This window comes from Caulobacter sp. D5 (assembly GCF_003185805.1).
Classification (GTDB): domain Bacteria; phylum Pseudomonadota; class Alphaproteobacteria; order Caulobacterales; family Caulobacteraceae; genus Caulobacter.
In genome coordinates this window covers 1-24,695 of record NZ_QHJY01000159.1, presented here as the reverse complement: position 1 = coordinate 24,695, position 24,695 = coordinate 1, and the positions used below count along the sequence as shown (strand labels likewise).

25 protein-coding genes are annotated in these 24,695 nt (G+C 68.7%); 13 read left to right on the top strand and 12 right to left on the bottom strand.

Features of this window, described 5'->3' with window-relative positions; translation table 11 throughout:
- Positions 1-153: 153 nt before the first annotated feature.
- On the bottom strand, positions 154-363 hold the full coding sequence (locus DMC18_RS11670) for a cold-shock protein (protein WP_110118155.1): 210 nt from the start codon (positions 361-363) through the stop codon (positions 154-156).
- Between the two features lie 277 nt (positions 364-640).
- Between DMC18_RS11670 and DMC18_RS11665 the strand changes: the two genes are divergently transcribed.
- Together DMC18_RS11665 and DMC18_RS26545 are read left to right on the top strand one after the other, a co-directional pair.
- Positions 641-841, top strand: a complete 201-nt coding sequence (locus DMC18_RS11665; RefSeq protein ID WP_110118154.1) for a hypothetical protein — start codon at positions 641-643, stop codon at positions 839-841.
- Between the two features lie 87 nt (positions 842-928).
- Complete coding sequence (locus DMC18_RS26545; RefSeq protein WP_199228314.1) at positions 929-1,075, top strand: hypothetical protein; 147 nt, start codon at positions 929-931, stop codon at positions 1,073-1,075.
- Positions 1,076-1,183: 108 nt separating this feature from the next.
- On the opposite strand, the gene DMC18_RS11660 is transcribed toward DMC18_RS26545, so the two are convergent.
- A complete protein-coding gene (locus DMC18_RS11660; protein WP_110118153.1) occupies positions 1,184-2,290 on the bottom strand; it encodes an alpha/beta hydrolase-fold protein in 1,107 nt (368 codons plus the stop codon).
- A gap of 77 nt (positions 2,291-2,367) precedes the next feature.
- Positions 2,368-2,985: a CDP-diacylglycerol--glycerol-3-phosphate 3-phosphatidyltransferase gene (gene pgsA, locus DMC18_RS11655; RefSeq protein WP_110118152.1), complete on the bottom strand. Its 618-nt coding sequence runs from the start codon at positions 2,983-2,985 to the stop codon at positions 2,368-2,370.
- Positions 2,986-3,114: 129 nt separating this feature from the next.
- On the opposite strand from pgsA, the gene DMC18_RS11650 reads away from it, so the two are divergent.
- The 3 genes from DMC18_RS11650 to DMC18_RS11640 all read left to right on the top strand — a co-directional run bounded on the left by DMC18_RS11650 (position 3,115) and on the right by DMC18_RS11640 (position 7,137).
- On the top strand, positions 3,115-3,858 hold the full coding sequence (locus DMC18_RS11650) for an SDR family NAD(P)-dependent oxidoreductase (RefSeq protein ID WP_110118151.1): 744 nt from the start codon (positions 3,115-3,117) through the stop codon (positions 3,856-3,858).
- A 177-nt stretch (positions 3,859-4,035) separates the two neighbouring features.
- On the top strand, positions 4,036-5,313 hold the full coding sequence (locus DMC18_RS11645; protein WP_110118150.1) for an MFS transporter: 1,278 nt from the start codon (positions 4,036-4,038) through the stop codon (positions 5,311-5,313).
- A gap of 147 nt (positions 5,314-5,460) precedes the next feature.
- On the top strand, positions 5,461-7,137 hold the full coding sequence (locus DMC18_RS11640; RefSeq protein ID WP_110132947.1) for a sensor histidine kinase: 1,677 nt from the start codon (positions 5,461-5,463) through the stop codon (positions 7,135-7,137).
- A gap of 147 nt (positions 7,138-7,284) precedes the next feature.
- On the opposite strand, the gene DMC18_RS11635 is transcribed toward DMC18_RS11640, so the two are convergent.
- From DMC18_RS11635 to DMC18_RS11615, 5 genes are all read right to left on the bottom strand, one after another.
- Complete coding sequence (locus DMC18_RS11635) at positions 7,285-8,400, bottom strand: hypothetical protein (RefSeq protein ID WP_110118148.1); 1,116 nt, start codon at positions 8,398-8,400, stop codon at positions 7,285-7,287.
- 49 nt (positions 8,401-8,449) lie between these two features.
- The gene (locus DMC18_RS11630; protein ID WP_110118147.1) at positions 8,450-9,802 is read right to left on the bottom strand and encodes a lipocalin-like domain-containing protein; all 1,353 of its coding nucleotides are present in this window, start codon (positions 9,800-9,802) and stop codon (positions 8,450-8,452) included.
- Positions 9,803-9,973: 171 nt separating this feature from the next.
- Positions 9,974-11,899 (bottom strand): excinuclease ABC subunit UvrC, encoded by a 1,926-nt coding sequence (uvrC, locus tag DMC18_RS11625; protein ID WP_233245150.1) that lies wholly within the window; start codon positions 11,897-11,899, stop codon positions 9,974-9,976.
- 19 nt (positions 11,900-11,918) lie between these two features.
- The gene (locus DMC18_RS11620; protein WP_146218052.1) at positions 11,919-12,245 is read right to left on the bottom strand and encodes a type II toxin-antitoxin system RelE/ParE family toxin; all 327 of its coding nucleotides are present in this window, start codon (positions 12,243-12,245) and stop codon (positions 11,919-11,921) included.
- Positions 12,197-12,448, bottom strand: a complete 252-nt coding sequence (locus tag DMC18_RS11615; protein ID WP_110118144.1) for a hypothetical protein — start codon at positions 12,446-12,448, stop codon at positions 12,197-12,199. The genes DMC18_RS11620 and DMC18_RS11615 overlap by 49 nt, the downstream gene beginning before the upstream one ends.
- Positions 12,449-12,510: 62 nt before the next feature.
- Between DMC18_RS11615 and DMC18_RS11610 the strand changes: the two genes are divergently transcribed.
- From DMC18_RS11610 to DMC18_RS11580, 7 genes are all read left to right on the top strand, one after another.
- Positions 12,511-13,131 (top strand): TIGR02466 family protein, encoded by a 621-nt coding sequence (locus tag DMC18_RS11610; RefSeq protein ID WP_110118143.1) that lies wholly within the window; start codon positions 12,511-12,513, stop codon positions 13,129-13,131.
- A gap of 126 nt (positions 13,132-13,257) precedes the next feature.
- A complete protein-coding gene (locus DMC18_RS11605; protein WP_110118142.1) occupies positions 13,258-15,342 on the top strand; it encodes a multicopper oxidase family protein in 2,085 nt (694 codons plus the stop codon).
- A 78-nt stretch (positions 15,343-15,420) separates the two neighbouring features.
- Positions 15,421-17,139, top strand: coding sequence for a tyrosinase family protein (locus DMC18_RS11600; protein ID WP_110118140.1), 1,719 nt, complete (start codon positions 15,421-15,423; stop codon positions 17,137-17,139).
- 43 nt (positions 17,140-17,182) lie between these two features.
- Positions 17,183-17,596, top strand: a complete 414-nt coding sequence (locus DMC18_RS11595) for a hypothetical protein (protein ID WP_110118139.1) — start codon at positions 17,183-17,185, stop codon at positions 17,594-17,596.
- Positions 17,593-18,411: a DJ-1/PfpI family protein gene (locus DMC18_RS11590; RefSeq protein ID WP_110118138.1), complete on the top strand. Its 819-nt coding sequence runs from the start codon at positions 17,593-17,595 to the stop codon at positions 18,409-18,411. Before DMC18_RS11595 ends, DMC18_RS11590 begins: the two co-directional genes overlap by 4 nt.
- 349 nt (positions 18,412-18,760) lie before the next feature.
- A complete protein-coding gene (locus tag DMC18_RS11585) occupies positions 18,761-19,519 on the top strand; it encodes an NTP transferase domain-containing protein (protein ID WP_110118137.1) in 759 nt (252 codons plus the stop codon).
- 147 nt (positions 19,520-19,666) lie between these two features.
- Positions 19,667-20,110 carry a hypothetical protein gene (locus DMC18_RS11580; protein ID WP_110118136.1) on the top strand — a complete coding sequence of 148 codons (444 nt, stop codon included), beginning with the start codon at positions 19,667-19,669 and terminating at the stop codon, positions 20,108-20,110.
- Between the two features lie 11 nt (positions 20,111-20,121).
- On the opposite strand, the gene DMC18_RS11575 is transcribed toward DMC18_RS11580, so the two are convergent.
- The gene (locus DMC18_RS11575) at positions 20,122-21,042 is read right to left on the bottom strand and encodes a phosphodiester glycosidase family protein (RefSeq protein ID WP_158285901.1); all 921 of its coding nucleotides are present in this window, start codon (positions 21,040-21,042) and stop codon (positions 20,122-20,124) included.
- A 205-nt stretch (positions 21,043-21,247) separates the two neighbouring features.
- Entirely contained in the window at positions 21,248-21,982 is a 735-nt protein-coding gene (locus DMC18_RS11570; protein WP_199228313.1) for an SDR family NAD(P)-dependent oxidoreductase, read from the bottom strand.
- 85 nt (positions 21,983-22,067) lie between these two features.
- Here DMC18_RS11570 and DMC18_RS11565 point away from each other — a divergent pair, with 85 nt between their 5' ends.
- Entirely contained in the window at positions 22,068-22,484 is a 417-nt protein-coding gene (locus DMC18_RS11565; protein WP_199228312.1) for a helix-turn-helix domain-containing protein, read from the top strand.
- A gap of 243 nt (positions 22,485-22,727) precedes the next feature.
- Here the strand turns inward: DMC18_RS11565 and DMC18_RS11560 are convergent, their stop codons facing one another.
- Both DMC18_RS11560 and bcerS read right to left on the bottom strand, forming a co-directional pair.
- On the bottom strand, positions 22,728-23,489 hold the full coding sequence (locus DMC18_RS11560) for an NTP transferase domain-containing protein (protein WP_233245149.1): 762 nt from the start codon (positions 23,487-23,489) through the stop codon (positions 22,728-22,730).
- Positions 23,486-24,640, bottom strand: a complete 1,155-nt coding sequence (bcerS, locus tag DMC18_RS11555; RefSeq protein ID WP_110118132.1) for a ceramide synthase — start codon at positions 24,638-24,640, stop codon at positions 23,486-23,488. The genes DMC18_RS11560 and bcerS overlap by 4 nt, the downstream gene beginning before the upstream one ends.
- Positions 24,641-24,695: the final 55 nt, after the last annotated feature.

The following is a 24,695-nucleotide window of genomic DNA, read 5'->3' as shown; positions in this document are numbered from 1 at the left end:
CTGGGTGGGCGGACTGGCTGGAAGACACCGCGCGAACCTAGGCGGGCAGGGCGCTTACGTCCACCGGATGGCGCCGCGGTGCAAAACAGGAGCCGTAAACGCAAAACGGGCCGGCTTGCGCCGGCCCGTCTCAGTTCGTCAGGTCAGAGCGGCTTACGCCGACTGCAGTTGACCGGCCGACATCTTGCCGCTGCGACGGTCTTGTTCCAGCTCGTAGCTGACCTTTTGACCTTCGTTCAGCGAGCCCAGACCGGCGCGCTCAACGGCCGAGATGTGCACGAACACGTCGTTGCCGCCGTCGTCCGGCTGGATGAAGCCGAAGCCCTTGGTGCCGTTGAACCATTTCACGGTGCCGATAGCCATTTGGGTAGTCCTTTAGTTCATAGTTCAGGGCGTCGCGAGGCGCGTGCCGGCGACGATCAATTTCGTTGAGGGTCGGAGGGCTGGCTCGGCGCTCCTTGGAAAGAAGCATGGAGTAGCAGATCGAGCGGCAGCGAATTCGATGGGTGATCTGTAAAAGGCGCGGTCGGGGATGGCAAGCGAAATATGGGGATTTTATTTTTTCGCCTGCAAGCGTCACCTTCGAAGCTCTTTGCGCGTTGTGGTTATCAACACCGCTGAATTTGAGTGGAGCGTGACCATGACGTTGATCGACCGCATTCCCACCTTGAAGGACTCTGAACTGGCGCAACTGCTCAGCAATGTGCGCCGGCTGGACGTCAGCGGCACGCCAGACGAACGCCGCCAGGCGGCCGAGGTTGCGCCCCATCTGGAGCGCGAGGCCTCGCGCCGTCGCGAGAAGGTGCTGATGTCGCGCCGCGCGGCTACGGCCCGCTTCTAGGTAGAGAACCTTAAGCGTCGAAATCGCCTTGATCAGGTCGCTATTGAGAGTCACTCTCAATAGCGACCTTGAGTCCTGGAGGCGATCATGGTGTTGCGGATGACGGGAACCCGCTGGCTGGCCCTGATGATGATGGCCGAACGCGCCGGCGGCGACGAGCGCCCGGACAGCGAATGGCTGCTGCACGGCCCCTCTGAAGAAGACGACGAAGAAGAGATCCTGGCGGGGGAGTGACGCTGGTCCTTCTCCCCTTGCGGGAGAAGGTGGCGCCGATAGGCGACGGATGAGGGGTCTCTCAAACCTCGACGTCGCGTCCGGTCGATCCGCTTGGAGCGGACAGGGCTATCGACCCCTCACCCGACCCGGCTCCGCCGGGCTACCCTCTCCCGCAAGGGGAGAGGGATCAAAAGCAAGCGCCCGCCCAAAGAAGGGCAGGACCCTGTCCTCGACGCGGCCGCCGCGCGACCAGTGCCGCTCGCCCCACCAGCCGCGATATTCCTCGGCCTCGTTGGCGACGCCGAGTTCTTCCAGCAGGCCGGCGAAGGCGCGGTTGGCGACCACGTGGTCGGCGTTGCCGTCGAAGCGGCCCCAGTCGAACATCAGTCCGCGCAGGGCCTTGAGCTCGGCCGCATGGGTCGGCAGCAGGCGATCCAGCAGGAAGGCGTTCTGCAGCTTCGCGGTCAGGACGGGATCGGTCGTAAGGCTCGCGCCGCGGCCGCTGGCGGGGAAGTCCGCATAGAACGGCGGCCTGTCCGGATTGGGCAGGAAGGCCTGGTACATCCCCAGGAACACCCGTGAGAAGCCGTCATCGCCCAGGTCGTCCAGGGATTTGGCCGACGCCAGGCGCTCGAAGTTCGGGCGTGAGTTCATGGTCTGAAGGCCGACGCCGGTGCCGACCGGATGCAGGGCGTAGACCGCGCCGAACACCCCGGGCGCCAGCATGGCCGTGCGGATCGCGCCGTAGCCGCCCATCCGGTCGCCCAGCAGCCCCCGCGCTTCGGGGAGTGGCAGGGTGCGAAAGCGCCCGTCGACGGCGGCGACCAGGTCGCTGGCCAGGAACCCCGTCCAGTCGCCGGTCACCGGCGAGGTCGCGTAGAACGAGCTGCCGGTCGGGGTGGAGAAGTCGGCCGAAACTAGGATCAGCGGCGGAACCTTGCCCTGCGCGACAGCGCGATCGAGCACGGCCCTGGCGCCGTCGCGGTCGAAGATCGCGCGGTGGTCGTCGAACAGGTTGGGCAGGAAGTAGACGACCGGATAGCGCCAGCTTCCGGCTTCATAGCCGTCGGGCAGATAGGCCACGGCCTTGCGGGTCGGGGATACGCCGACCCGATTGCCGTCGAAGCGTTTCGAGGCGACCTCGAAATCGACCAGCCGGCTCTCGGCTCGCGCGGCCATGGGCGCGGCGAGCAGGAACGCGACACACACCGCACGCCACAGCAAGCCGAGCATGACCGAGCCCCCGCCATCGAACGTCGAAGGCGGAGGCTCGTCCTATGCGTGTGTCGAATTTGCGGCCGGGCTAGGGGTCAGGTCAGGGCCTTGCGGGCGGCTTCCCAGTACTGGGCGCCGGTGATCAGGGTGACCACGGCGGCCAGCCACAGCAGGCCGTGGGTGATCCACGAGGCCGGCTCGAAGATCGCCGGGTCCTGCGGCAGGTTGAACGCGCCCCACGAGACGATGATCATCTCGGCGCCGATCGCCACCAGTTGCAGGGTGGTCTTCCACTTGGCCAGCAGGGTGACGGGCAGCTTGACGCCCTTGCCGGCGCCGACCTCGCGCAGGGCGCTGACGGCGAATTCGCGGAACAGGATCAGGCCGGCCGGCAGGATGACCAGCGGGTTGGGGCCCAGGGCCATCAGGCCCAGCAGGGCGCCGCAGACCAGGATCTTGTCGCCGATCGGGTCGAGGATGGCGCCCCAGATGCTGACCGCGTCGAGCTTGCGGGCCAGCCAGCCGTCGAAGAAGTCGGTGACCGCCGCCACCACGAACGCCCAGAACGCCCAGCGTTGCAGCGAGAACTGCTGGTCGGCGGTCAGTTGCTCGCTCAGCCACGGCACGCCGCCGGCGGCGGCCGCCAGGGCGACGAACATGAACAGCGCGATGACCAGGCGGGCGGAGGTCAGGATGTTGGGCAGGGCTTTCATGGCGCCGTTCTAACGCATGAGCGCGGCGGAGGGCTATGGCGCATGCATGACATGGTGGCGCTCGCGGGCGGCCGTCCCCAGATAGGAGGTCGGGGGCGTACAGTGTAACAGTAAGTGGAGTAGTCCCTGATGAGCACGGAATTCGCGAACAAGGTGGCCATCGTCACCGGCGGCGCCTCGGGCATCGGCGAGGCGGTGGTGCGCGAACTGGCGGCCGGCGGCGCCAAGGTGGTGATCGCCGACTTCAATCTCGAAGGCGCCCAGGCCCTGGCGGACGAGGTCGGTTCGGCGACCGCCTTCAAGGTCGATGTCGGCGATCCGGAGCAGGTCGAGGCCATGGTCAAGTTCGCGGTCGACACCTATGGCGGCCTGCACCTGGCGGTGAACAACGCCGGCATCGGCGGTCCCAGCGCGCCGACGGCCGACTATCCGATCGACGCCTGGAAGCGGGTGATCGACGTCGACCTGCACAGCGTCCTCTATTCGATGAAGTACGAGATCCCGGCGATGCTGGCCTGCGGCGGCGGCTCGATCGTCAACATGGCCTCGATCCTCGGCAGCCACGGCTGGGCCGGCTCAGGACCCTATGTCGCCGCCAAGCACGCCCTGGTCGGCATGACCAAGACGACCGCCATCGAATATTCCGGCCAGGGCGTGCGCATCAACGCCGTCGGCCCCGGCTTCATCGACACCCCGGCCGTGCGCGCCTCGATGGACGAGGCGGCCATGGCCGGCCTGGTGGGTCTGCACCCGATCGGCCGGCTGGGCCGCTCCGAGGAGGTTTCGGCCCTGACCTGCTTCCTGCTGTCGGACCGCGCCTCGTTCATCACCGGCAGCTACCACCTGGTGGACGGCGGCTTCTCGGCGCGCTGACGGGATCGGCCCCGCCGTTCGCGCGGCGGGGCAAGTCTCTTCTTGAACGAGCGATCGCGCGAAGAAAACGCATCGATATCGGGGTAATTCTCCAGAGCGATGGGTGATTTTTATCCGCTGCGTGGTTGACGTGGCGGTCTTCGGAAGCCAAGCCGTGGTCAAGTTCCCGAGGACGCCATGACCGCCAGCGCCGACCCGACCGCCAATTCCTCCCGCCGCGTGCTGCTGGCCAGCCTGGTGGGCACGGCGGTGGAGTTCTACGACTTCTACATCTACGCCACGGCCGCCTCGCTGGTGTTCGGGCCGCTGTTCTTCCCGTCGCATTCGCCGTCGATGCAGCTCTTGGCCTCCTACGCCAGCCTGGCGGTGGCGTTCTTCGCCCGGCCGGTCGGGGCGATCGCCTTCGGCCACTTCGGCGACCGCATCGGCCGCAAGTCGACCCTGGTGGCGTCGCTGATGCTGATGGGCGGCTCGACCCTGCTGATCGCCTTCCTGCCGACCTACCAGATGGCCGGCTGGCTGGCGCCGGCCCTGCTGTGCCTGCTGCGCTTCGGCCAGGGCTTCGGCCTGGGCGGCGAGTGGGGCGGAGCCGCGCTGCTGGCGGTCGAGAACGCGCCTCCCGGCTGGAAAGCCCGCTTCGGCATGTTCCCGCAGCTGGGCGCCCCGGTCGGCTTCATCGCCGCCAACGGCCTCTTCCTGATCCTGGGCCTGCTGCTCAGCCCCGAGCAGTTCGAGGCCTGGGGGTGGCGGCTGCCGTTCCTGGCCAGCGCCGTGCTGGTGGGCCTGGGCCTGTGGGTGCGTCTGAAACTGACCGAGACCCCGGCCTTCGCCGCCGCCCTGGCCCACGAGCCGCCGCCGGCCGTGCCGCTGGCCGAACTGCTCAAGCGCCATTGGAAAGAGACCCTGGGCGGCACCTTCGCCGTGGTCTGCTGCTTCGCCCTGTTCTACCTGAGCACCGCCTTCGCGCTGGGTTACGGGGCCAAGACTCTGGGTTACGACCGCCAGCTGTTCCTGGGCGTGCAGCTGTTCGCCATCCTGTTCATGGCCGGGGGCATCGTCGTCTCGGGTTACTGGTCGGACGCCTCGTCGTCGCGCCGGGTGCTGATGGCCGGCTGCGCCATGACCGTGGCCGCCGGGGCGCTGCTGCCGGTGATGATGGGGGCCGGCTCGCTGGCCCTGATCTGCGCCTTCCTGTCGCTGGCCCTGTTCGCCATGGGCTTCGTCTACGGCCCGCTGGGCTCATGGCTGCCCGAGCTGTTCCCGGCCCGGGTGCGCTACACCGGGGCCTCGATGGCCTTCAACGTCGGCGGCATCATCGGCGGCGGCCTGACGCCGATGGCCGCCACGGCCCTGGCCGCGAAGGGCGGTCTGGTTCCAGTGGGGATCTATCTGGCGGTCGCCGCGGGGATCAGTTTCGTCGCCCTCGTCCTGCTGAAGCCGCGCCCCGCCGAATAACGCCGGTCGCTTACCGGATGACAGGGCCGACGCATCGCGTAAGGTCGCGTCATCCGGGACTGGGCGGGAGACGATCATGGCGGTGACGGGCGGGTTGATCCATAAGGCGCCCGGCAACCTTCGGTCAGTCGCCGCGTAAACCCTCCCATGGCCTCCGCTCCCTCCGATACGCCCGCGTCCCGGCGGCGCGGGCTGCGCGGCTCGGTCCGCGGGCTGCTGGTGCTGCTGACCGTCAGCCTGCTGGCGCCGGCCCTGGTCGCCACGGCCCTGCTGCTGGAGCGCGCCAACAGCCAGAGCCGCGACCAGCTGGACGAGCAGCTGATGGCGACGGCCCGGGCGCTGTCGGGGGCGGTCGACCGCCAGGTGGCCGAGGGCGTGGCCGTGGCCGAGACCCTGGCCACCGACCAGGCCCTGCTGAACGCCGACTGGAAGAGCTTTCACGCCCGCGCCAAGCGCACGACCGCCAACCGGCCCGGCTGGATCGTGGTCACCCGGCCCGACGGCCAGCAGATGGTCAACACGCTGGTCCCATGGGGCGCGTCCCTGCCCAGGACCCCGCCGCCCGACTACATGGTCCGCGCCCGCGACGAGGGCCGCACCGTCGTTTCGGACCTGCGCATGGGGGCGCTGGCCAAGCGCTACGTGGTGACGGTGGGCGCGCCGGTGGACATCAAGGGCGAGCCCTTCGTCGTGGCCTATGTGGTCGAGGCCTCCAGCTTCACCTCGGTGTTCCGCCAGCAGCGCGCCCCCGATCGCTGGGTGGCGACGATCCTCGATAACCAACGCAAGGTGATCGCCCGCTCGGTGCGCAACGAGCGCTGGATGGGGGCGACGGCCTCGCCCGACATGGCCCGCAACCTGGCCCGGGCCAGCGAGGGCATCAGCAAGAGCGTCTCGCTGGAGAAGGTGAAGACCCACGTGGCCTACACCCGCTCGCCGCGGACGGGCTGGACCCTGGTGGTGGCCATTCCGCGCGACGAGATGGCCCGCAGCGGCGTCTCGGTGGCGCTGGGGACGGCGGCGGTGTTCCCGCTGCTTCTGCTGCTGGGCATCGGCCTGGCGCTGTTCTTCGCCAACCGCATCAATCGCGAGGTCGCCGACCTGGTCGAGGACGCCGCGACGATCGGGGAGGGGCGGCCGCTGGGACCGGGACGGGGCGACGGCCTGGCCGAGATCGCCGCCGTGCGCGAGGCCCTGGTCGCGGCTTCCCACGAACTGGAGGCGCGCGAGGCCCGCCAGGCGGTGATGATCAACGAGCTGAACCACCGGGTGAAGAACAACCTGGCCACGGTGCAGTCGCTGGCCCGCCAGACCTTCGCCAAGCTCGACGCCGAGCAGGTGCGGATCTTCACCGAGCGCCTGGTGGCGTTCTCGGCCGCCCACGACCTGCTCACCCGCACCGGCTGGACCGAGGCCGACCTGACCGACGTGGTGGCGATCTGCGTGCGGGTCCACGGCGACCGCATCGACGCCGAGGGGCCGAGCGTGGCGCTGAGCCCGCACGTGGCCGTGTCGCTGTCGATGGTGCTGCACGAACTGGCCACCAACAGCGCCAAGTATGGCGGGCTGTCGGCGCCGGAGGGCCGTGTGGCCCTGCGCTGGAGCCTGGACGAGGCGGCGCGGCAGTTGCGCCTGACCTGGACCGAGACCGGCGGGCCGACGGTCAGCGAGCCGGCCACCTTCGGCTTCGGCGCGCGGCTGATCGAGAACCTGACCCAGCGCGAACTGAAGGGCCGCTCGCGCTTCGACTTCCGCCCCGAGGGCCTGGCGTTCGAGGCCTGGCTGCCCCTGGCCGCGATGCAGCGCTGGAAGAACGACTTCTAGGTCGGGCGATGTTCACGCGCGGTGCGTGGTCCTCGTCCTTCGACAAGCTCAGGATGAGGACCATTTACAGGCTCGAGCGGTAGAAAAACCTCATGCTGAGCCTGTCGAAGCACGAGGTTTTCGTCTCAAACGTCGAACGTTCTCCCTTTAGGGCTCGGGAACGTAGGGCTCCTCGAGCGGGCCCTGGCCGGGGCATTCCCAGGTGCGCACCCGCTTGACGTAGCGCAGGTCGCGCAGGCCGGTGGCGACGACGCCGGCGACGCACAGGCTGCCCTGGCGGGCCAGGTCGCCCTCCCGCTTGGTCAGGACCCAGTCGGACGGACGATCGGCGACGGTGACGGTCGCCTCGTAGTCCGTGGGGTTTGGGTCGTCGTGGTCGTAGCGCAGCTCGGTCAGGGCGGCGGGGACGTCCGCTTCCGACCGCGTCAGCCAGCGGTTGGCGCGCAGTTGCAGCAGGTCGGTGCTGAACGGGGTCAGCACCAGGGCGACGAGGCCTAGGGTCAGCAGCGTGCGGTGGGCGGCCGGTCGGCGCAGGCCGGCCAGCAGGAAGGGAACGAAGGCGACGCCCAGCCAGACGCCAATGCCCAGCCAGTCGATCTGGGCATAGGTCTCGATCTGGCGGGCGGCGGCGACTTCGTTCTTCCAGGCGGCGATCGGAACGGCCGCCAGCACCAGGGCGGCCCAGCCCAGGGCGATGGCCTGGAAGACCGCGCCGGCGCTCGGCCCCGGAGCGGGACGCTCGGGCCACAGCGAGGCGACGGCGCTGATCGCGTCTCCGGCGGCGACCAGGTCGTGCTCGCCGTCGGGGTCGTCCGGGCGCAGGCCGCCGGTCATGGTCGCCTCGACGCCGCTCCTGCCGATGGCGATGGTCTTGGCCCCGGCGTCGAGCAGGGCGATGACGGCGGCGCGCAAGGCCGGCTGGGCGCGGAGAATGTCGGCCAGGCCCGGGTCGTCGGTTCCCAGATAGACCCGGGCGTCGAAGTCGGGATCGCCGGTCTGGTGTTCGGCGGCGTAGCCGATCCGCTTGGCCAGGCGGTCGTAACCGCTCTCGGCGAACAGCCTGCTGTGGCGCAGCCCCCGGCGATAGGCCGACAGGGTGTTGGAGAGCCGCATGCTGTTGCTCTGGCCGTCGAACAGGCCCGAGCGCGCGCCGCAAAAGCCCAGGGTCTCGCCGCCGGGACCCGTGCCCGTCCAGTCGTGATTGCTCTGGTGCGTCCAGCGGGAGCGATGCGGCGGGGAAGCGGTGGATTCGGCCAGGGACATGGCTGCAAGCTAAGCTTGCAGCCATGGGTTCGTCATCCCCGGTGAAGGTTCAGAGCGCCTGTTCGATCCAGCCCGTCCCGGAGGTCGGCTTGCCCTGGAAGGTCCCCTCGGCGGAGGCGATCCCTTCGTAGATCGAACCGGCGGGCAGGAGCGGGAACTCCTGGTCTGGAACCAGGGCCTTGAAGTTCAGCACCGCGTCGAAGCTGGCGATGTCGAGCTGGTAGTCTAGATAGTATTGGGTCTTCGAGTGCGGGCTGATCCACGGACGGTCGGCGATCATGACGCCCGACACCAGGTACATCTGGCCTTCCGGGTCCTGCAGGGTCACCTCGCAGGGCACGGGTTCGCCCGGCTTGGGCGGCTTGTTGGGGCCGTAGAGCACGTAGTGGTTGGACAGCGACCAGCCGTTGTCGAGCTGGGCGTTCTGCAGGTGCCACTTCACCGGGTTGGCCGCCGAGCCGAAGAAGCCGTACTCGTGGTCCATCCAGGTCTTGCCCGTGACCTCGAAGACCTCGCCGTCGATGGTGATCGTGCCGGCGGCCGCGACGTTGGTTAGCGAGTAGTAGTAGTTGCCGGTCTGCAGGTGCGAGCCCCAGTCGGGCGGCAGGACCTGGCTGACGCCCGTGCCCCAGACCAGGAAGGGATTGCCTTTCTGCGACATGGTCAGGTCGAACACCACCTCGGTTCCGGTGGCGTCGTCGGTCAGCTTGGTGACCACGGCCATGTTCTGGGTCGGATCGCCCCAGGCCGCGTCCATGGTGATGAAGGTGTGCACGGCCTTGGCCGTGGCGCCCGAGCCGGCGCCGCTGGGATCGGTGATGGTGATATCGGGAAGCGAGGTGTAGCCGCGGCCGAGGTTGGCGACCTGGATCGAGGCGATCATGCCGCCGACGATCACCGGATAGGCCACGGCCTGCGAGCCGCCGCCGCCCGACACCGTCACGACCGTGTGGGCCGGATCGTAGCCTGAGCCGGGATTGGTCACCTTGACGGCGGTGAACAGGCTGCCGGCCTTGCCCAGGCCCACGTGCCAGTCGCGGGCGACGTCGTGCTCGGCCCAGGTCGCCGGGTCATAGCCGGCGGGCGTGTTGTAGACCGTGGTGGCCTGGTAGTGCTTCTGGTTCTGCACGTCGGTCAGCATGATCTGCGAGAAGCCGAAGGCCGGCGCGCGGCCCGGGAACGAGGCGGCGTTGATCTCGAAGCCGAACACCCGGTCGCCGGCCTTCAGCGTGCCGATGTGCCACCACCACTCGGTCGGCGCGTCGCGGTGCAGGTAGTGGTCGGCGGGCAGGTGGATCACCGACTTCGAGCGCGGGACCGGCACGGGCGCGGCGGTGTCGGCGCAGGCGTCGGCGAGCGGGCGCGCGAGGCCTCGGCCCCGCAGGAACGGCAGAATGGTCATGGCGATGTTTTCCCCAGGCGGCTCCGGGCGGCGCGCCCGGCGCACGCCGCATGTCAGGTTGCAGACATGTCCAGAGCGGCCGGAGGTTGCGTTCGGCGAACGGCGTTGTCAATCGCCGCCCAGGGTCGTTTTGGGCAGGGTCGTTTTGGGCGGCGATCCGGGGAGAGGGGATCAGCTCTTGCGGAAGAAGGCGTGGATGCGTTCGGCCAGGGCCTGGCTGACGCCGTCGACCTTCACCAGGTCCTCGACGCTGGCCCGGCCGACGCCCTTGGCCGAACCGAAGGCGTGCAGCAGGGCCTTCTTGCGGCCGGGACCGACCCCCTCGATCTCGTCGAGCGGGTTCTTCTTCAGGTCCATGCTGCGGCGGGTGCGGTGGGCCCCGATGGCGAAGCGGTGCGCCTCGTCGCGCAGGCGCTGCAGGTAGTACAGAACCGGCGACTTGGGCTCGAGCATGAACGGCGTCTGGCCGGGAATGAAGAAGCGCTCCAGCCCCGCGTCACGGTCCGGCCCCTTGGCGACGCCGACCACCGGGATGTCGTCGACGCCCAGGTCGGCCATGATCTCCAGCGCTGCGTCGAGCTGGCCCTGGCCGCCGTCGACCAGCACAAGATCGGGACGGTTGGCGTCGTCGCCTTCTTCCTCTTCCTTCACGAGGCGGGCGAAGCGGCGCTTCAGCACCTCCTTCATCATGCCGTAGTCGTCGCCGGGCGTGAGCTCGGTGCTCTTGATGTTGAACTTGCGGTACTGGCCCTTCATGAAGCCTTCCGGCCCGGCCACGATCATGCCGCCGACGGCGTTGGTGCCCTGGATGTGGCTGTTGTCGTAGACCTCGATCCGCTCGGGCGGGGCGTCCAGCTTGAAGGCCTCGGCGACGCCGGCCAGCAGCTTGGTCTGGGCGCTGCCCTCGGCCATCCGGCGGCCCAGGGCCTCCCTGGCGTTGGTCAGGGCGTGGCCGACCAGGTCGGCCTTCTCGCCGCGCTTGGGCACGGCGATCTCGACCTTGCGGCCGCTCTTCAGGGCGAAGGCCTCGCTTAGCAGCGCGACCTCGGCTGGCTGGACGTTGGCCAGGATCAGGCGCGGGATCGGCTTGTCGTCGTAGAACTGGCCCAGGAAGGCCGTGATGATCCGCTGCTCCTCGGTGGCGCCTTCCTCTTCGTCTCCGCCTTCTTCCTGAGTGGCCGCGCCGGTGATCCGCGGGAAGTAGGCGTGGTTGCCCCAGTTCTGGCCGGCCCGGAAGAAGAACACCTGCACGCAGGCCTGGCCGCCCTCGACGTGCAGGGCGACGACGTCGGCCTCGTCGACGGTCTCGGGATTGATCTGGCTTTCCTGGGCGACGGCGGCCAGGGCGCGGATGCGGTCGCGCAGCCTCGCGGCGCGTTCGAACTCCAGGTCCTCGGCGGCGGCCTCCATCTCCTTGGCCATGGTCGCCATCACCGCCCGGGACTTGCCTCTCAGGAAAGCCTCGGCCTGGTCGACCAGGGCGCCGTAGCCCTCCAGGCTGACCAGGCCCGTGCAGGGGGCGGCGCAGCGCTTGATCTGGTGCAGCATGCAGGGTCTGTCGCGCGTCTCGTAGACGCTGTCGCTGCACGAGCGCAGCAGAAAGGCCTTCTGCAGGGTGTTGAGCGTGCGGTTCACCGCCCAGGCGCTGGCGAACGGCCCGAAATAGTCGCCCTTGATGGTATGGGCGCCGCGGTGCTTGCGAAGCTGGGCGGCGTCGTGGTCGCGACGGATGAGGATCTCGGGGAAGCTCTTGTCGTCGCGCAGCAGCACGTTGAAGCGCGGCTTCAGCTGCTTGATCAGGTTGATCTCGAGCAGCAGGGCGTCGGCTTCGGTGCGGGTGGTGACGAACTCCATGGCCCGCGTGGCGTCGACCATGTGGGCGATGCGGTTGGTGTGGAAGCGGCCCTGGGCGTACTGCACCACGCGCTTCTTAAGGCTCTTGGCCTTGCCGACGTACAGCACCTCGCCGCCGTCGCCGATCATGCGGTAGACGCCCGGCGCGTCGGGCAGGCGCGTCACCTCGTCCTTGATCAGGGCGGCGCCGGCAAGGCGAGGGGAGGCGTCGGTGTCGGTGGTGGTGTCGGTCACGAGGCAGATATAGGCGAGTCCGGCGGGTTCAGCGACGTTCGAGGCTGTGATGAACGGTCGCGATCAGTACTCTGGTTGCTTCGACCCGATAGCGAACGACATAGCCGTGAGCGCCAAAGGGAACGAAGAGTTCGCGGCCGCGGCTTCGCAACGCCTGGACGCCGCGTTCGGGAAATTCCGAAAGCGACATCATTGCATTGAAGAGCAGCGGGCCTACGCGCTCGGCGGCGGCGATATCCTTGTCGATCAGCCAAGCCTCTAGTCGCCGTATGTCTTCATAGGCGCGTGGCGTGACGATGACTGGCTTCATCTCGGCGGCGAAGGGCCGTTCGATTTGCCCCAGCCGCGCATCCACGGCTCGAGGTCTTCGAGGGGAATGCCGTCGTCATTCGCGAGGCTCGCGTCGCATATCGCATCGACCTCGTTCCAGATCGCGGCGTCGTCTTCAAGCAGGCGCAGGGCGAAATCCTCGACGCTCTGGCCGGCGGCCTCGGCGCGCGCTCTCAGGCGTTCAGCACGTTCGCCATCGATTGTCAGGATGATTTCGCCGTCGGCCATGTTCCCATGATGTTCCAATAGCCGTTTGTCGTCAACGCCGGCCGCCTGTATGACCCCGCCCCATGACCACCCGCTCCCTCTTCGTCACCCCGCTCTATGAAGCCAGCCTCGCCGGCGAGAAGGGCTTCGAGACCTTCATCGACGAGCTGCACGACGCCTGCATCGCCGTGGCCGAGGACGACGAGGCCGGCCAGGCCTGGGCCGAGCGCAAGGGCTATCTGGGCTACACCTCCTACGCCTCGCTCGACGACCTGGCCCAGCGCGACAGCCTGTTCGCCGACCTCAAGAAGAAGCTCGACAAGCACGCCGCCGCCTTCGCCAAGGACCTGCGCTTCGACCTGGCCGGCGGCAAGCTGGTGATGGACAGCTTCTGGATCAACATCCTGGATCCAGGCGGCCAGCACACCGGCCACATCCATCCCCACAGCGTGATCTCCGGCACGGTCTACGTGACCATTCCCGCCGGCGCCTCGGCGCTGAAGTTCGAGGATCCGCGGCTGCCGATGATGATGGCCGCGCCGACCCGCCAGGATGATGCGCCCGAGACCTTGCAGCCCTTCGTCTATGTGCAGCCCGAGCCCGGCACGATCCTGATGTGGGAAAGCTGGCTGCGGCACGAGGTGACGCCCAACCAGGCCGAGGAACAGAGGATCAGCGTCAGCTTCAACTACGCCTGGCGCTAGGACTCTAAACCTGTGCGAAAGCGCACAAAAATTGTGACTTCAAGTTTATCGGCGCAAGAGTACAGTTCTCCCAGGGGTTGAAGGATCGGGGAGGCTGCGATGAGCTATGCTCACGGGCGCTGGACTATGCGTGGACGACGTCTGGCTCTGGCGACGGGGGCGGCGTTAGCCGTCGTGGCGTTGCAGGCCGCGAGCGCGGCGGCGCAGGACCGGGTCGTGGATGATCCACGGGTGCTGGGCGCGCCGCTGCCCTCGAAAGAACTGGGCGCGGCCAAGCCGCCCGAGCCGCTGGCCCTGACCGGTACGGCCTCGAAGGACAAGAGCTATGTCATCGCCCCGGCCAGCACGGCCGAGACCGGCGACCGGCGGCTGAACCTCAACGTCGTCTACACAGACGGCCAGCTCTACAATCCGGCCAACGGGCGCAACGACAAGGTCCACCTGCGCAGCTACAACGGCACCGACGTCTCGCCGACCACGCCCTATGTGGCGCCGACCATCCAGGTGCGGCCGGGCGACACGGTGCGCGTGGCGCTGGACAACAAGCTGCCGGCCGATCCCAGCTGCACCGACCCCAACTGGCTGATCAACGTGCCGCACTGCTACAACGGCACCAACCTGCACAGCCACGGCCTGTGGGTCAGCCCGACGGGCAACAGCGACAACGTGCTGCTGTCGATCAATCCCGGGGTGCAGTTCGAGTACGAATACAATATCCCGCGCGACCATCCGGCCGGCACCTTCTGGTACCACACCCACCGCCACGGCTCGACGGCGCTGCAGGTCTCCAGCGGCATGGCGGGTGCGCTGGTCATCAGGGGCGACCGCAAGCCGACCCCGACCACCAACGGCGACCTCGACACCCTGCTCTACAAGGGACGCTCGCCGATCCCCGAGAAGCTGCTGGTGTTCCAGCAGATCCAGTACGCCTGCCTCGACAGCAGCGGCAACATCAAGGTCAAGACCGACGCCCAGGGCAATGTGATCGAGTGGGTCTGCGACCCGGGCGACACCGGCGTCATCGAGTTCTACAGCGACGCCAACGGCAACGGCTTCGGGCCGGGCAGCTGGGGGCAGTCGGGCCGCTACACCAGCATCAACGGCCAGGTGCTGGCCACCCTGCCGGCCAAGCAGGGCGAACTGGCCCGCTGGCGGATGATCCACGCCGGGGTGCGCGACACCATCTCGCTGCAGTTCGTGAAGATGGCCGACGGCGGGGCCGCGGCCCTTGACCGCCTGGCCGCCGCCGACGGTCCCAAGTTCCAGAAGACCTACTGCATCGGCGAGCCGGTTCCGGTCTACATCGTCGCCGACGACGGCCTGACCGACGCCCAGGCCCGCAAGACCACGGTCGTCACCCTGCAGCCGGGCTACCGCAACGACCTGCTGGTGGTTTTCCCCAAGGCGGGGAACTACTGCATGCTCGACGCGCAGACCTCGACCGCCGGCACGGTCAATGGCGAGGCCGTCGGCACCCGCCTGCTGGGCAAGGTCGCCGTCGCCCCGGGCCAGGAGGTCAAGGACATTCCGGCCTTCGTCACCGCCGAGCTGGTCGCCGCGGCCAGCGTCCAGATGCCGACCGACGTGCGCGCCAGCGTCGTGGCCGACCTCAAGGACGGGCTGAAGCTGACCCGCTTCGTGCCGCACCCGACGATCACCGACGCCGAGATCAAGGGCTCCAAGACCGAGAAGGTGCTCTTCAACATCGCCATTCCCGGCCAGAACACCAACATGCCGGTGCAGTTCGAGGTCGGCTCGCAGGACTATGCGCCGCGGCCCTACGCGCCTGACCGCATCGACCGCACCCTGGTGCTGGGCACGGCCCAGGAGTGGGAGCTGCGCTCTGAGTTCGTCAGCCACCCGTTCCACATCCACGTGAACCCGTTCCAGATCGTCAAGATCCTGGATCCGACCGGCAAGGACGTCAGCGAGCCCGGGGCGGTCGACGACTTCGGCCTCGACGGCGTGGATCCGCAGTATCCTGGCCTGAAGGGCGTCTGGAAGGACACCCTGTGGGTCAAGAGCGCCCAGAAGGTCGAGAACGGACCCTATCTGCCCTACACCCTGATCGTGCGCACCCGCTACCAGCGCTACATCGGCGAGTACGTCCTGCACTGCCACATCCTCGACCACGAGGACCAGGGCATGATGCAGAACGTCCAGATCGTGCTGCCCGACGGCGCCGGCGGCGTCTCGCACGGCCACCACTGAGTTTTCGAGCCTTCCGGCCTCCGGCGCGATGAGCGCGCCGGAGGCCGCCGTTCGCCATCAAATTCCGAGAGCCCTTCCATGACCCACGATCCCGCGGCCGGTCCCTATTCGTCCCTGTCGCCCTCGCGCCGCGCCCTGATGGCGAGCGGCGCCGCGGCCGCGCTCGGCATGCTCGTGGCCGGGCAGGGCCAGGCCCAGCCGGCCGCCCCGACCAAGGCCCGCTGGCGGCGCTGGAACGTCAGCAGCCCGCAGGGCCAGAAGGCCCTGGCCAGCTACGCCAAGGCCATCAAGATCATGCTGGCCCTGCCGCCCGATGATCCCAACAACTGGTACAACCACGCCCTGACCCACACGGTCGACTGCCCGCACGGCAACTGGTGGTTCGTGGTCTGGCACCGCGGCTATGTCGGCCTGTTCGAGCAGGCCGTGCGCAAGATCAGCGGCGATCCCGACTTCGCCTTCCCCTACTGGGACTGGACCGCCGACCCCAAGGTGCCGGCGCAGATGTTCGAGGGCGTGCTCAATCCCAACGACGCCGCCTACATCCAGAGCCTGGACGCCTTCAACAAGGCCTATGGGCCGGTGCTGGAGACGTTCTGGAACAACCTGACCCCGGCGCAGAACGGGCAACTGCTGATCCGCGGCCTGCGCTTCCCGGCCGACCTGCTGTTCGACATCGGGCCCAAGGGCGGGCCGATGTTCTTCGCGCCGCCCAACGCCCGCGGCTCGACGCCGCAGAACCCGGGCTTCGACGGCGTCACCAACCGGGCGGTCTCGCCCTGGATGCTCGACAACGCCCTGTCGCCGCGCGACTTCATCGGCTTCGCCAGCCCCAAGTCGCAGTTCCACAGCAGCATCACCGGCTTCGGGGTGATGGAGGGCCAGCCGCACAACAAGGTGCACAACTGCGTCGGCGGCATCTGGACCGACAAGGACGGCAACACGACCTATGGCGACGGCTTCATGCAGTCGAACCTGTCGCCGGTGGACCCGCTGTTCTTCCTGCACCACGCCAATATCGACCGCATCTGGGACGTCTGGACGCGCAAGCAGCAGGGCTACGGCTATCCGACCCTGCCGGACGACAATCCCAGCTATATCAACGGCAAGGGCGACCTGGCCAAGTGGCGGGCCGAGCCCTTCCTGTTCTTCCACGACGCCGACGGCAAGCCGGTGACCGGGGCCAAGGCCACGGCCGCCGCCTATGAGACCATCGGTTCCTTCGACTACGACTACCAGCCCGGCTCGGGCGAGAACGTCGTGCCGCCGGCGGGAACCACCAAACTGAAGGCCGGCAAGCCGGCGCCGGCGACCAAGTACGCTGCCAAGCTGAAGGCCCCCGGTCCGAGCAGCCTGGCGGCGGGCGACGTGACCCTGCCGGCCGCGGTGCTGGCCGACGCGGCCAAGCCGGGCGGGACGCACCTGCTGGCCACGATCACCGTGGACCTGCCGCCGTTCGAGCACGCCAACGACCTGGCGGTGGTGATCAACACGCCCGAGGGCCAGGCGGTGGGCGTCGACTCGCCGGGCTTCGTCACCACCCTGTCGATGTTCGGCCGTCACCTGGTGACGCGGCCGGTCAGCTTCACGGTGCCGCTGTCGCAGCCGCTGGCCAACCTGGCCAAGGCCAAGGGGCCGGGCGTGGCCGCCGCCGCGCCGACGGGGCTGAGCATTCGTCTGGTGCGTCTGGCCGGCAAGCCGATGCTGTCGGCCGCCGGGCCGCACGCCCATCACGCCGACGGCGGCGCGACCACGGCCACGCCGCAGGTGCTGGACATCGTGGTCCACGCCCAGTGACGCCATACCCAGTGATGCAGCGCTTCAGCAGGGGAGGATCCCGATGACGTTCGACGGCAAGTGGACCTATCGCAGCTACCTGAACAATCCCGAGCTGGTCGACGGCAACGCCCAGACCGCGCTCAGCCTGATCTGGGGCGAGGGCGTGTTCACGTTCGAGAGCCCGGAATGGTGCTCGATCGTCGGCACGCTCGACATGGGCGGCGGCTACGTGCTGGACCTCAAGGGCCACATCCTGCGCGAGGGGACGGGCCCCGAGACCCTGGTGATCAACGGCTATGGCCGCGACGGTACGCCGACCGCCGGCTGGGAGTACGACTACCACTGCTGGCCGGGCTACACCTGGCCCGACGGCGTCGATCAGGTGCCGTCGCTGGTGGGCACGGTGGTGCGCGCCAAGCCGCACAACGGCGAGCCGGCCGGGGTGGTGGCCTCGTTCATCGCGGTGTTCCAGTGAGCGATGCGCGCCTGGCGGCCCCGCCGCAGCCCGACCTGCCGCCGTTCACGGTGGGCATCGTGCTCTATCCGGGCGTCGACATCCTTGACGTTTCGGGTCCGCACGAGGTGTTCGGCTTCTTCGACGCCTCGGTGATCGGTCGGACGAGCAAGGTGGCGGTGGTGGCCGCCACCACCCAGCCGATCCAGACCTCCGGCCCGCTGAAGGTGGTGGCGGAGTACGACTTCTGCTCGTGCCCGCATCTCGACATGCTGTTCGTGCCGGGCGGCGGCAACGGCCTGCAGGAGACGATCGGCGACAAGGACCTGCTGGCCTTCCTGGTCGAGCGGGCCAAGACGGCGACCTATGTGGTTTCGGTCTGCACCGGCGGGTTGATCCTAGCCTCCGCCGGCCTGCTGGACGGCTATCAGGCGACCACCCACTGGGCCTTCATCGACTGCCTGAAGCTGTTCCCCGACGTGACCGTGGTCAACGGCTGCCCGCGCTGGGTGAAGGATCGCAACCGCGTCACCGGCGGCGGCATCTCGTCGACGGTCGACGAGTCGCTGTTCATGGTCCAGACGATCGTGACCGACCTGGCCGGCGGGCCGGACGCGGCCGACAAGGCCGCCCTGGCCACCCAGAAGGTGCAGCTGTCGATCCAGTACCATCCCGACCCGCCGTTCCCGGGGGGCGATCCGTGCTCGGTCGACTACGCCGTCTACGAGCCGGTCAACGCCGGCATGACGGATTTCCGCGCCAGCATCGACGCAGCGATCGAAAAGCGGCTGCATCCGACGGCGGCGGCGAAGGTCGGGGCGACGGTCGAGGCGTAACGGAGCCTGAGATCGCCTGAGGCTTAACCTCCTCCGAGCATCCCCGCGCAGGCGGGGATCCAAGCCAAGGTGGCGGGGAGACCACGGCCGCGCCTCATCCTGAACGTCAGCTTGGGTCCCCGCCTGCGCGGGGATGGGCGGATTTTAAACTGTCCGCTCGGTCTTCGGTCACCGAACCTGCGCCGCGCCCCCAGGCGCACATTGTCGCAAATCGGCCTTTTGCGGGACGTCGGGCCTTGCCGCGGCTATGGTCGCGCCCAATTTGCGCTGGTAAGGCTCGCTTCGAGTCGCTTCCTCGCCCTTTTCGTTCCGCCTTCGCCGCCTCGCGCGGCGCGTTCGAGTTTCCCGCATGCAGTCGCCGGTCAAAGCCATCATCCTCAGCGCCGGGCAGGGCAAGCGCCTGTCGCCGCTGACCGACACCCGGCCCAAGTGCCTGGTCGAGCTGTCGGGCCGCTCGGTCCTGGAATGGCAGATCCGCCACCTGCACCGCGCCGGCGTCACCGAGGTGGTGGTGGTCACCGGCTTCGCCGCCGACCTGGTCGAGGCCGAGCTGGCCAAGCTGCGCCTGCCGGGCCTGACCGTGCGCACCCTGTTCAACCCGTTCTACAGCGTCAGCGACAACCTGGCCTCGGTGTGGATGGCGCGCGGCGAGATGCAGGGCGCGTTCCTGCTGCTGAACGGCGACACCCTGTTCGAGCCGGCCATCGCCGAGCGCCTGCTGTCGGCCCCGTCTGCCCCGATCACCGTCACCATCGACCGCAAGGGCGGCTACGACGCCGACGACATGAAGGTGCGCACCGAGGGCGAGGCCCTGCGCGAGATCGGCAAGACCATCACCACCTACGACGCCGAGTCGATCGGTTTCCTGCGCTTCGAGCCCGAGGGCGCGGCGCTGTTCACCGACATCGTCGAGCGCGCCCTGCGCACGCCCGAGGGCCTGCGCCGCTGGTACCTGTCGGCCATCGACCAGATCGCCCGCGCCCACGACGCCGTGGCCGTGCGCTCGATCGAGGGCCTGGACTGGGCCGAGATGGACTTCCCCGAGGACCTGCCGAAGAACCGCGAGCTGGCCGAGGCCTGGGCCGCGGCTGAGGCGACCCCGGCCTGAAACGGCGAGGCGGCGCTTGGTCTTTTGGCAGGCGCGAGATCCTCTCCTAGGGAATAGTGATCGCTGTTCCTCCAAAGAATGTGTCATGCGCCAATGCGATCATAGGTTGCGCGAAATCGTCGCGCGACCACGGATCGAGGAAGCGCCATGCCCGACGCCACCACCCTCAAGCTGACGGTCTACAAGCCCGACATCCTGGCCGACGGCCAGGTGGGCTTCGACTACGAACTGGCCCTGGTCGTCGCCGAGGAAAAGGCCGACCTGCTGACGGCCGCCTGCGCCGCGCCGGAGGCGGCATCCACCGCGCGGTGCGAGGTGCTTCCGGTGACGGGGACGCTGTCGTTCCCCAATCCGGCCGCGCCGGTGATCTCGCCGTTCACCGGCCTGCTGTTCATCTACGACAACGCCCCGGCCATCGGCTTTCCGCTGTCGATCATGGCCAGCAGCACCAGCGACGAACTGCTGCAGTTCAGGCTCAACCTGTGCTTCCCGTCGGTGTCGACCGATCCCCTGTCGGGCTCGATCGTGTTCGGCGACTGGCCGGGTCCGCTCAGCAACGTCGCGGCCAGCTTCCTGTCGCCGCGGGTCTAGGGCGCCGGAACCTAGCGCGCGTCCAGCACCCGCACGCCCAGCTGGTTGGCCACCGGCCGTTCGCGACCCGGCACGCCGGTGTGGATCGGCGAGTTCAGCACGCGCGGACGGCCAAAGCCGTCGTCCACGGCCAGGGTGGTCGAGCCGCCGCCGTCGAGGTTGATGGCGTCGGCAGCCCCCAGGTCGCGGAAGAAGGCGGTCAGTTCCGCCAGGGTCGCGCCCTCGCTGATCACGGTCTGGCGGCCGTCCACCACCACCAGCCAGCCGGTGCGGCCGTCGGCCGAGACGCCCAGGGCGGTGCGCGGATGGCGGTCGGCGGCGTATTTCGGTCCGGCGTGCTTGAACGACTGCTCGGCGCCATCGACCAGCAGCACCGGCCCGGCGGCCACCGCGTCGATCACGTCCCAGCGGCAGGTGTGGCCCGAGCGGATCTCGACGAACGACGGGTGGATGCAGAGGATGGCGTTGACCCGCGGATCGACCTCGGGAACCTCCGGCGGGGCGACGACGGCGCCGGCGACGATCACCTTGCCGACCGGATCGACGTGCTCGCCGGCGTGGGGCACGAAGTCGTCGCCGCCGCGCGCGCCCGGCTTGAAGGGCGTGAAATAGCTGGCGTTGACGGCCAGGAGGGCGCCGGAGGCGGTCACGAAGTCCGAGGTGGTGCGGGCGTGATACTGGCCGGCCCCGTCATTGGGCGGCGAGACGAACAGCTGAACCTTCGGATTGGCCAGGTCCAGCCGCACGACGTGGAACACCTGCCGCAGCGGGTTCTCGCGCGTCTCGCTCCAGTAGGTGACGCCCTCGGAGAGGGTGCTGGTCTCGCTGCGGCCGAAGGCCGTCTGCGGGGTGGCGGGGATATGGACGCTGGCGCAGGCGGACAGCAGCAGAAGACCGCCGATGGCGGCGGCGCGCACGAGAGACTGGAACACGGACAAGCTTACAAGACTGTGGATCGGCCCCGTCGCGCCGTGGGCGGACGGTTTCCCGCCAGATAGGCCCGCCGCTGCGCCATGGAAAGGCTTCCTTCGGGCGAAATTGCCGAAAACCTTTGGTTTTCAAGGTGATGTTCGGCAGGCGGCGACCCGTGGGACGTCGAGGGCTCCGGTCCTGCCGAAGCCCTCGGGGCGCGCCTTGTCAGACCTGGGTCAGGCCGCCGTCGACGAAGACCTCGCCGCCGGTCATGAAGCTGCTATCCGACGAGGCCAGGAAGGCGGCCACCGCGCCCGTCTCGGACGGATCGCCCAGGCGTCCGATCGGCGTCATGGCGCCCAGCGCGCCGAAGGCCTCCTCGCCGACGATCTCGAGCGCCAGTTCGGTGCGGGTCGGTCCTGGCGACAGCACGTTGACGCGCACGCCCGTGCCGCGCAGGTCCTGCGCCCAGCTGCGCGCCAGGTTGCGGATGGCCGCCTTGGTGGCGCTGTAGATGCTGAACGCCGGCGTGCCCATCACCCCCGTGCTCGACCCGGTGAGGATGATCGATCCGCCCTGCGACATCAGCGGCAGGGCCTTCTGCACCGTGAACACCAGCCCCTTCACGTTGACGTCGAAGATCTGGTCGTAGTGCTCGGGCGTGATCTCGCCGAGCGGGGCGAACGATCCGGTCCCGGCGTTGGCGAACAGGATGTCGAGCCCGCCGTGTTCGGCCTTAACCGTCTCGTACAGCCGGTCGAGATCGGAAAGGTCGGTGACCGAGCCCCTGACGGCGCGGGCGGAGGACCCGAGCTGGGCCACGGCGGCGTGGAGCTGCTCCTGTCGCCGCCCGAAGAGATAGACGAACGCGCCTTCCTCGACGAACCGCTTGGCGGCGCCGAGTCCGATGCCGGTTCCGCCGCCCGTGATGACCGCGGTCTTGCCTTTGAGCCTGCTCATGATGTGCTCCTTCAATGAGGTTGCACTGAGCTGGCGACCTACCCACCTATCGACAAGTATGCACCTTTTGGTAAGTGCCTAAGAAATGTCGTCAGACCCTTCGAACCCCGCCCCGCCGCAGGCCCAGACCTGCACCCCGACGCTGCCCGGCTTCACCTGCGGCCTCGATGCGACGCTGCGGGTGGTCGCCGGCAAGTGGAAGCCGCTGATCCTGTACTTCCTCGCCCAGGGCGGCCCGACCCGCTACGGCGAGCTGCGCCGCGCCGTGCGCGACGTCAGCGACAAGATGCTGATCCAGCAGCTCAAGGAGCTGGAGGCCGACGGCCTGGTGAAGCGCACCGACTACAAGGAGGTGCCGCCGCGGGTGGACTACAGCCTCACGCCGCTGGGCGTCAGCCTGGCCCAGGCCCTGGCGCCGCTGTGCGCCTGGGGCGAGGAGAACATGGCCGAGGTCACGCGGGTGTTCGCCCAGCGCGAGGCGTTGAGCGTCGCGCGGTTGTAGGTCCGGACCGAACAGGCGCTCGACGCCTTCTTCTGCCCTCGTTCCCGAAATTACTGATCGCCTTCCTGGGCCTTGTGCCCAGGATCCATCGTTCAGCCGCTCAGACTTTCGCAGAGCGGTCGAGGTCTGAGCGGTCGCCGGCATGGGCCCTCGCCACAGGGGCGAGGGAGGCGATTACGGGGAAGGCTTCGAAACACTCGTACCCTTGGTGGATTCGCCCCAGGTGTTCCGAACGGCCCGCCGTCAAACCGTCTCCCCGACGATCCTTCGAACCAGATCTAGGTCCGCCGGCTTGTCGACGTCCACCGCCGCCAGGCCGTCCTGGGCGCGGACGGCGGCGGCCTTGACGCCGGCCAGGGCGCCGAGGCGGGCTATGGCTTCGTCCAGGGTCAGCAGGCCCAGCAGGTAGCGGACCAGCAGGCCAGGACCGAGCATGGCGGCGATCTTCCAGGGCTGCTTGCGGTTCTGCTCTACGCGGCGCCACAGGGCGATGGCGGGCAGGGCGGCTTCGGAGCGGAAGAGGAAGAGGTTGCAGCCGGAAAAGCGGCCGTCGCGGAACTTCAGATAGGTTCGCTTCGTGTCAGGCGCGGCGGCGCGAACGCGCTCCTCCGGGGCCAGCATCAGGGCGACGTCGGCGTCCTGCGGGGCGTCGGCCAGGAACTGGGTGATCCACTCGGGCTTCAGCAGCGCGTGGTCGACCGTGGTGATCAGCAGCGGAAAGCCCAGGCTCTCCGCGCCCTCGCGCACGCTCTGGCTGGGACCTTCGGTCGAGGCGGCGATGGCGGCGACGCCGGCCGGCAGGGCCGAGACAATGGCGTCGTCGGAGGTCGAGACGCCCACGGCCGCTGCGCCCGCCGCCTGCACCGCGCCGAGCACGCGGTCCAGCAGGGTGCGCCCCTCCAGCGTGATCAGTCCCTTGTGCGAGACGCCGGCATAGGCGGCGGCGCTGTCGATCTCGCCCGGCCGCGAGCCGGCCAGGACGAGGGCCTTGAATGGCTGGATCACAGCGCCTTCTCGTAGACGCGATAGGTCTTGTAGATTTCCGACCCGAGGGACTCGGCGATGCGGCGCATGGGCATGTTCTCTTCCAGCACCCACGAGATCTCGAAGCGCTCGTAGCCCAGCGCCAGGGCCGAGGTGCGGCCGGCGTGCATCATCTGGAACGGCAGCATGCGGCCGCGGATGCCCTCGGCGAACTTGCGCTTCACGCCCATCAGCGGGATGCGGGCCGACTTCACGCGCTTGACCTTCAGCCGCCACAGCAGCTTGGCCCAGCCGAACGGCAGCAGCTTGCCCTTCAGGTCGCGGATGGCCTCGTTGACGTTGGGCAGGAACACCAGGAAGCCTGCGGCCTCGCCGTCGATCTCGGCGAACCAGGTCAGGCGTTTGTCGATCACGGCCTTGAGGGCCTTGGCCAGCTGGGCGGTCTCGGCCTCGGTGGTGGGGGTGAAGCCCCAGTTGTCCTTCCAGGCGTCGTTGAGGATGTCGGTCAGGGTGGCGACCTCCTCGTCGTAGCGGCTCATGTCGAGCTGGCGCAGCACCACCCCGTCGGCCGGCGGACGCTCGGCGCGGCGGCGCACGGCCGGCGGCAGGTCGGCCTGCATGGGGGCGTAATAGGCGTAGACGTCCTTGGCCTTGGCGTAGCCCTGCTGCTCGACGCGGGCCCCGGCATAGGCCGGGTCATGGCCCATCATCACCATCGGCGGGGTGTCGAAGCCGTCGACCAGCAGGCCGACCTCCTCGTTGATCGACAGGTTGAACGGACCCATCACGTGGGTGCGGCCGCGTTCGCGCAGCCAGGACTCGGCGGCCGCGAACAGGGCGGCGAAGACGTCGGCGTCGTCCTCGGCGGCGATCAGGCCGAAGTGGCCATCGAGGCGCCCGGGGACCTTCTGCGGCGTCAGCTCGTCGATCTGGGCGCTGATCCGGCCGACGTCGCGACCGCCGCGCATGGCCAGGAACAGCTGCACCTGGGCGTGGGCGAAGAACGGGTTGGTCTTGGGCGACAGGGCCTCGGTCCGCTCCAGGAACAGCGGCGTGATCCAGTTGGGATCCTTGGCGTTGAGGCGGGCGGGCAGGGCGATGAAGCGCTTCAGCTCTTCAGGCGTGCGCACGGGCAGGACCGAGATCGCCTCGGCCGCGGAATCGAAAGGCATCATCCCTCCAGGGATACGAAGGCGCGCACCGCGAGGGCGGTGAAGACGGCGGGGG

Excerpts from the sequence above, each read along its gene's own strand:
- DMC18_RS11670 (WP_110118155.1), bottom strand. The coding sequence starts at position 363 with ATGGCTATCGGCACCGTGAAATGGTTCAACGGCACCAAGGGCTTCGGC.
- DMC18_RS11665 (WP_110118154.1), top strand. The coding sequence starts at position 641 with ATGACGTTGATCGACCGCATTCCCACCTTGAAGGACTCTGAACTGGCG.
- DMC18_RS26545 (WP_199228314.1), top strand. The coding sequence starts at position 929 with ATGGTGTTGCGGATGACGGGAACCCGCTGGCTGGCCCTGATGATGATG.
- DMC18_RS11660 (WP_110118153.1), bottom strand. The coding sequence starts at position 2,290 with ATGCTCGGCTTGCTGTGGCGTGCGGTGTGTGTCGCGTTCCTGCTCGCC.
- pgsA (WP_110118152.1), bottom strand. The coding sequence starts at position 2,985 with ATGAAAGCCCTGCCCAACATCCTGACCTCCGCCCGCCTGGTCATCGCG.
- DMC18_RS11650 (WP_110118151.1), top strand. The coding sequence starts at position 3,115 with ATGAGCACGGAATTCGCGAACAAGGTGGCCATCGTCACCGGCGGCGCC.
- DMC18_RS11645 (WP_110118150.1), top strand. The coding sequence starts at position 4,036 with ATGACCGCCAGCGCCGACCCGACCGCCAATTCCTCCCGCCGCGTGCTG.
- DMC18_RS11640 (WP_110132947.1), top strand. The coding sequence starts at position 5,461 with ATGGCCTCCGCTCCCTCCGATACGCCCGCGTCCCGGCGGCGCGGGCTG.
- DMC18_RS11635 (WP_110118148.1), bottom strand. The coding sequence starts at position 8,400 with ATGTCCCTGGCCGAATCCACCGCTTCCCCGCCGCATCGCTCCCGCTGG.
- DMC18_RS11630 (WP_110118147.1), bottom strand. The coding sequence starts at position 9,802 with ATGACCATTCTGCCGTTCCTGCGGGGCCGAGGCCTCGCGCGCCCGCTC.
- DMC18_RS11615 (WP_110118144.1), bottom strand. The coding sequence starts at position 12,448 with ATGGCCGACGGCGAAATCATCCTGACAATCGATGGCGAACGTGCTGAA.
- DMC18_RS11610 (WP_110118143.1), top strand. The coding sequence starts at position 12,511 with ATGACCACCCGCTCCCTCTTCGTCACCCCGCTCTATGAAGCCAGCCTC.
- DMC18_RS11605 (WP_110118142.1), top strand. The coding sequence starts at position 13,258 with ATGCGTGGACGACGTCTGGCTCTGGCGACGGGGGCGGCGTTAGCCGTC.
- DMC18_RS11600 (WP_110118140.1), top strand. The coding sequence starts at position 15,421 with ATGACCCACGATCCCGCGGCCGGTCCCTATTCGTCCCTGTCGCCCTCG.
- DMC18_RS11595 (WP_110118139.1), top strand. The coding sequence starts at position 17,183 with ATGACGTTCGACGGCAAGTGGACCTATCGCAGCTACCTGAACAATCCC.
- DMC18_RS11585 (WP_110118137.1), top strand. The coding sequence starts at position 18,761 with ATGCAGTCGCCGGTCAAAGCCATCATCCTCAGCGCCGGGCAGGGCAAG.
- DMC18_RS11580 (WP_110118136.1), top strand. The coding sequence starts at position 19,667 with ATGCCCGACGCCACCACCCTCAAGCTGACGGTCTACAAGCCCGACATC.
- DMC18_RS11570 (WP_199228313.1), bottom strand. The coding sequence starts at position 21,982 with ATGAGCAGGCTCAAAGGCAAGACCGCGGTCATCACGGGCGGCGGAACC.
- DMC18_RS11565 (WP_199228312.1), top strand. The coding sequence starts at position 22,068 with ATGTCGTCAGACCCTTCGAACCCCGCCCCGCCGCAGGCCCAGACCTGC.
- bcerS (WP_110118132.1), bottom strand. The coding sequence starts at position 24,640 with ATGCCTTTCGATTCCGCGGCCGAGGCGATCTCGGTCCTGCCCGTGCGC.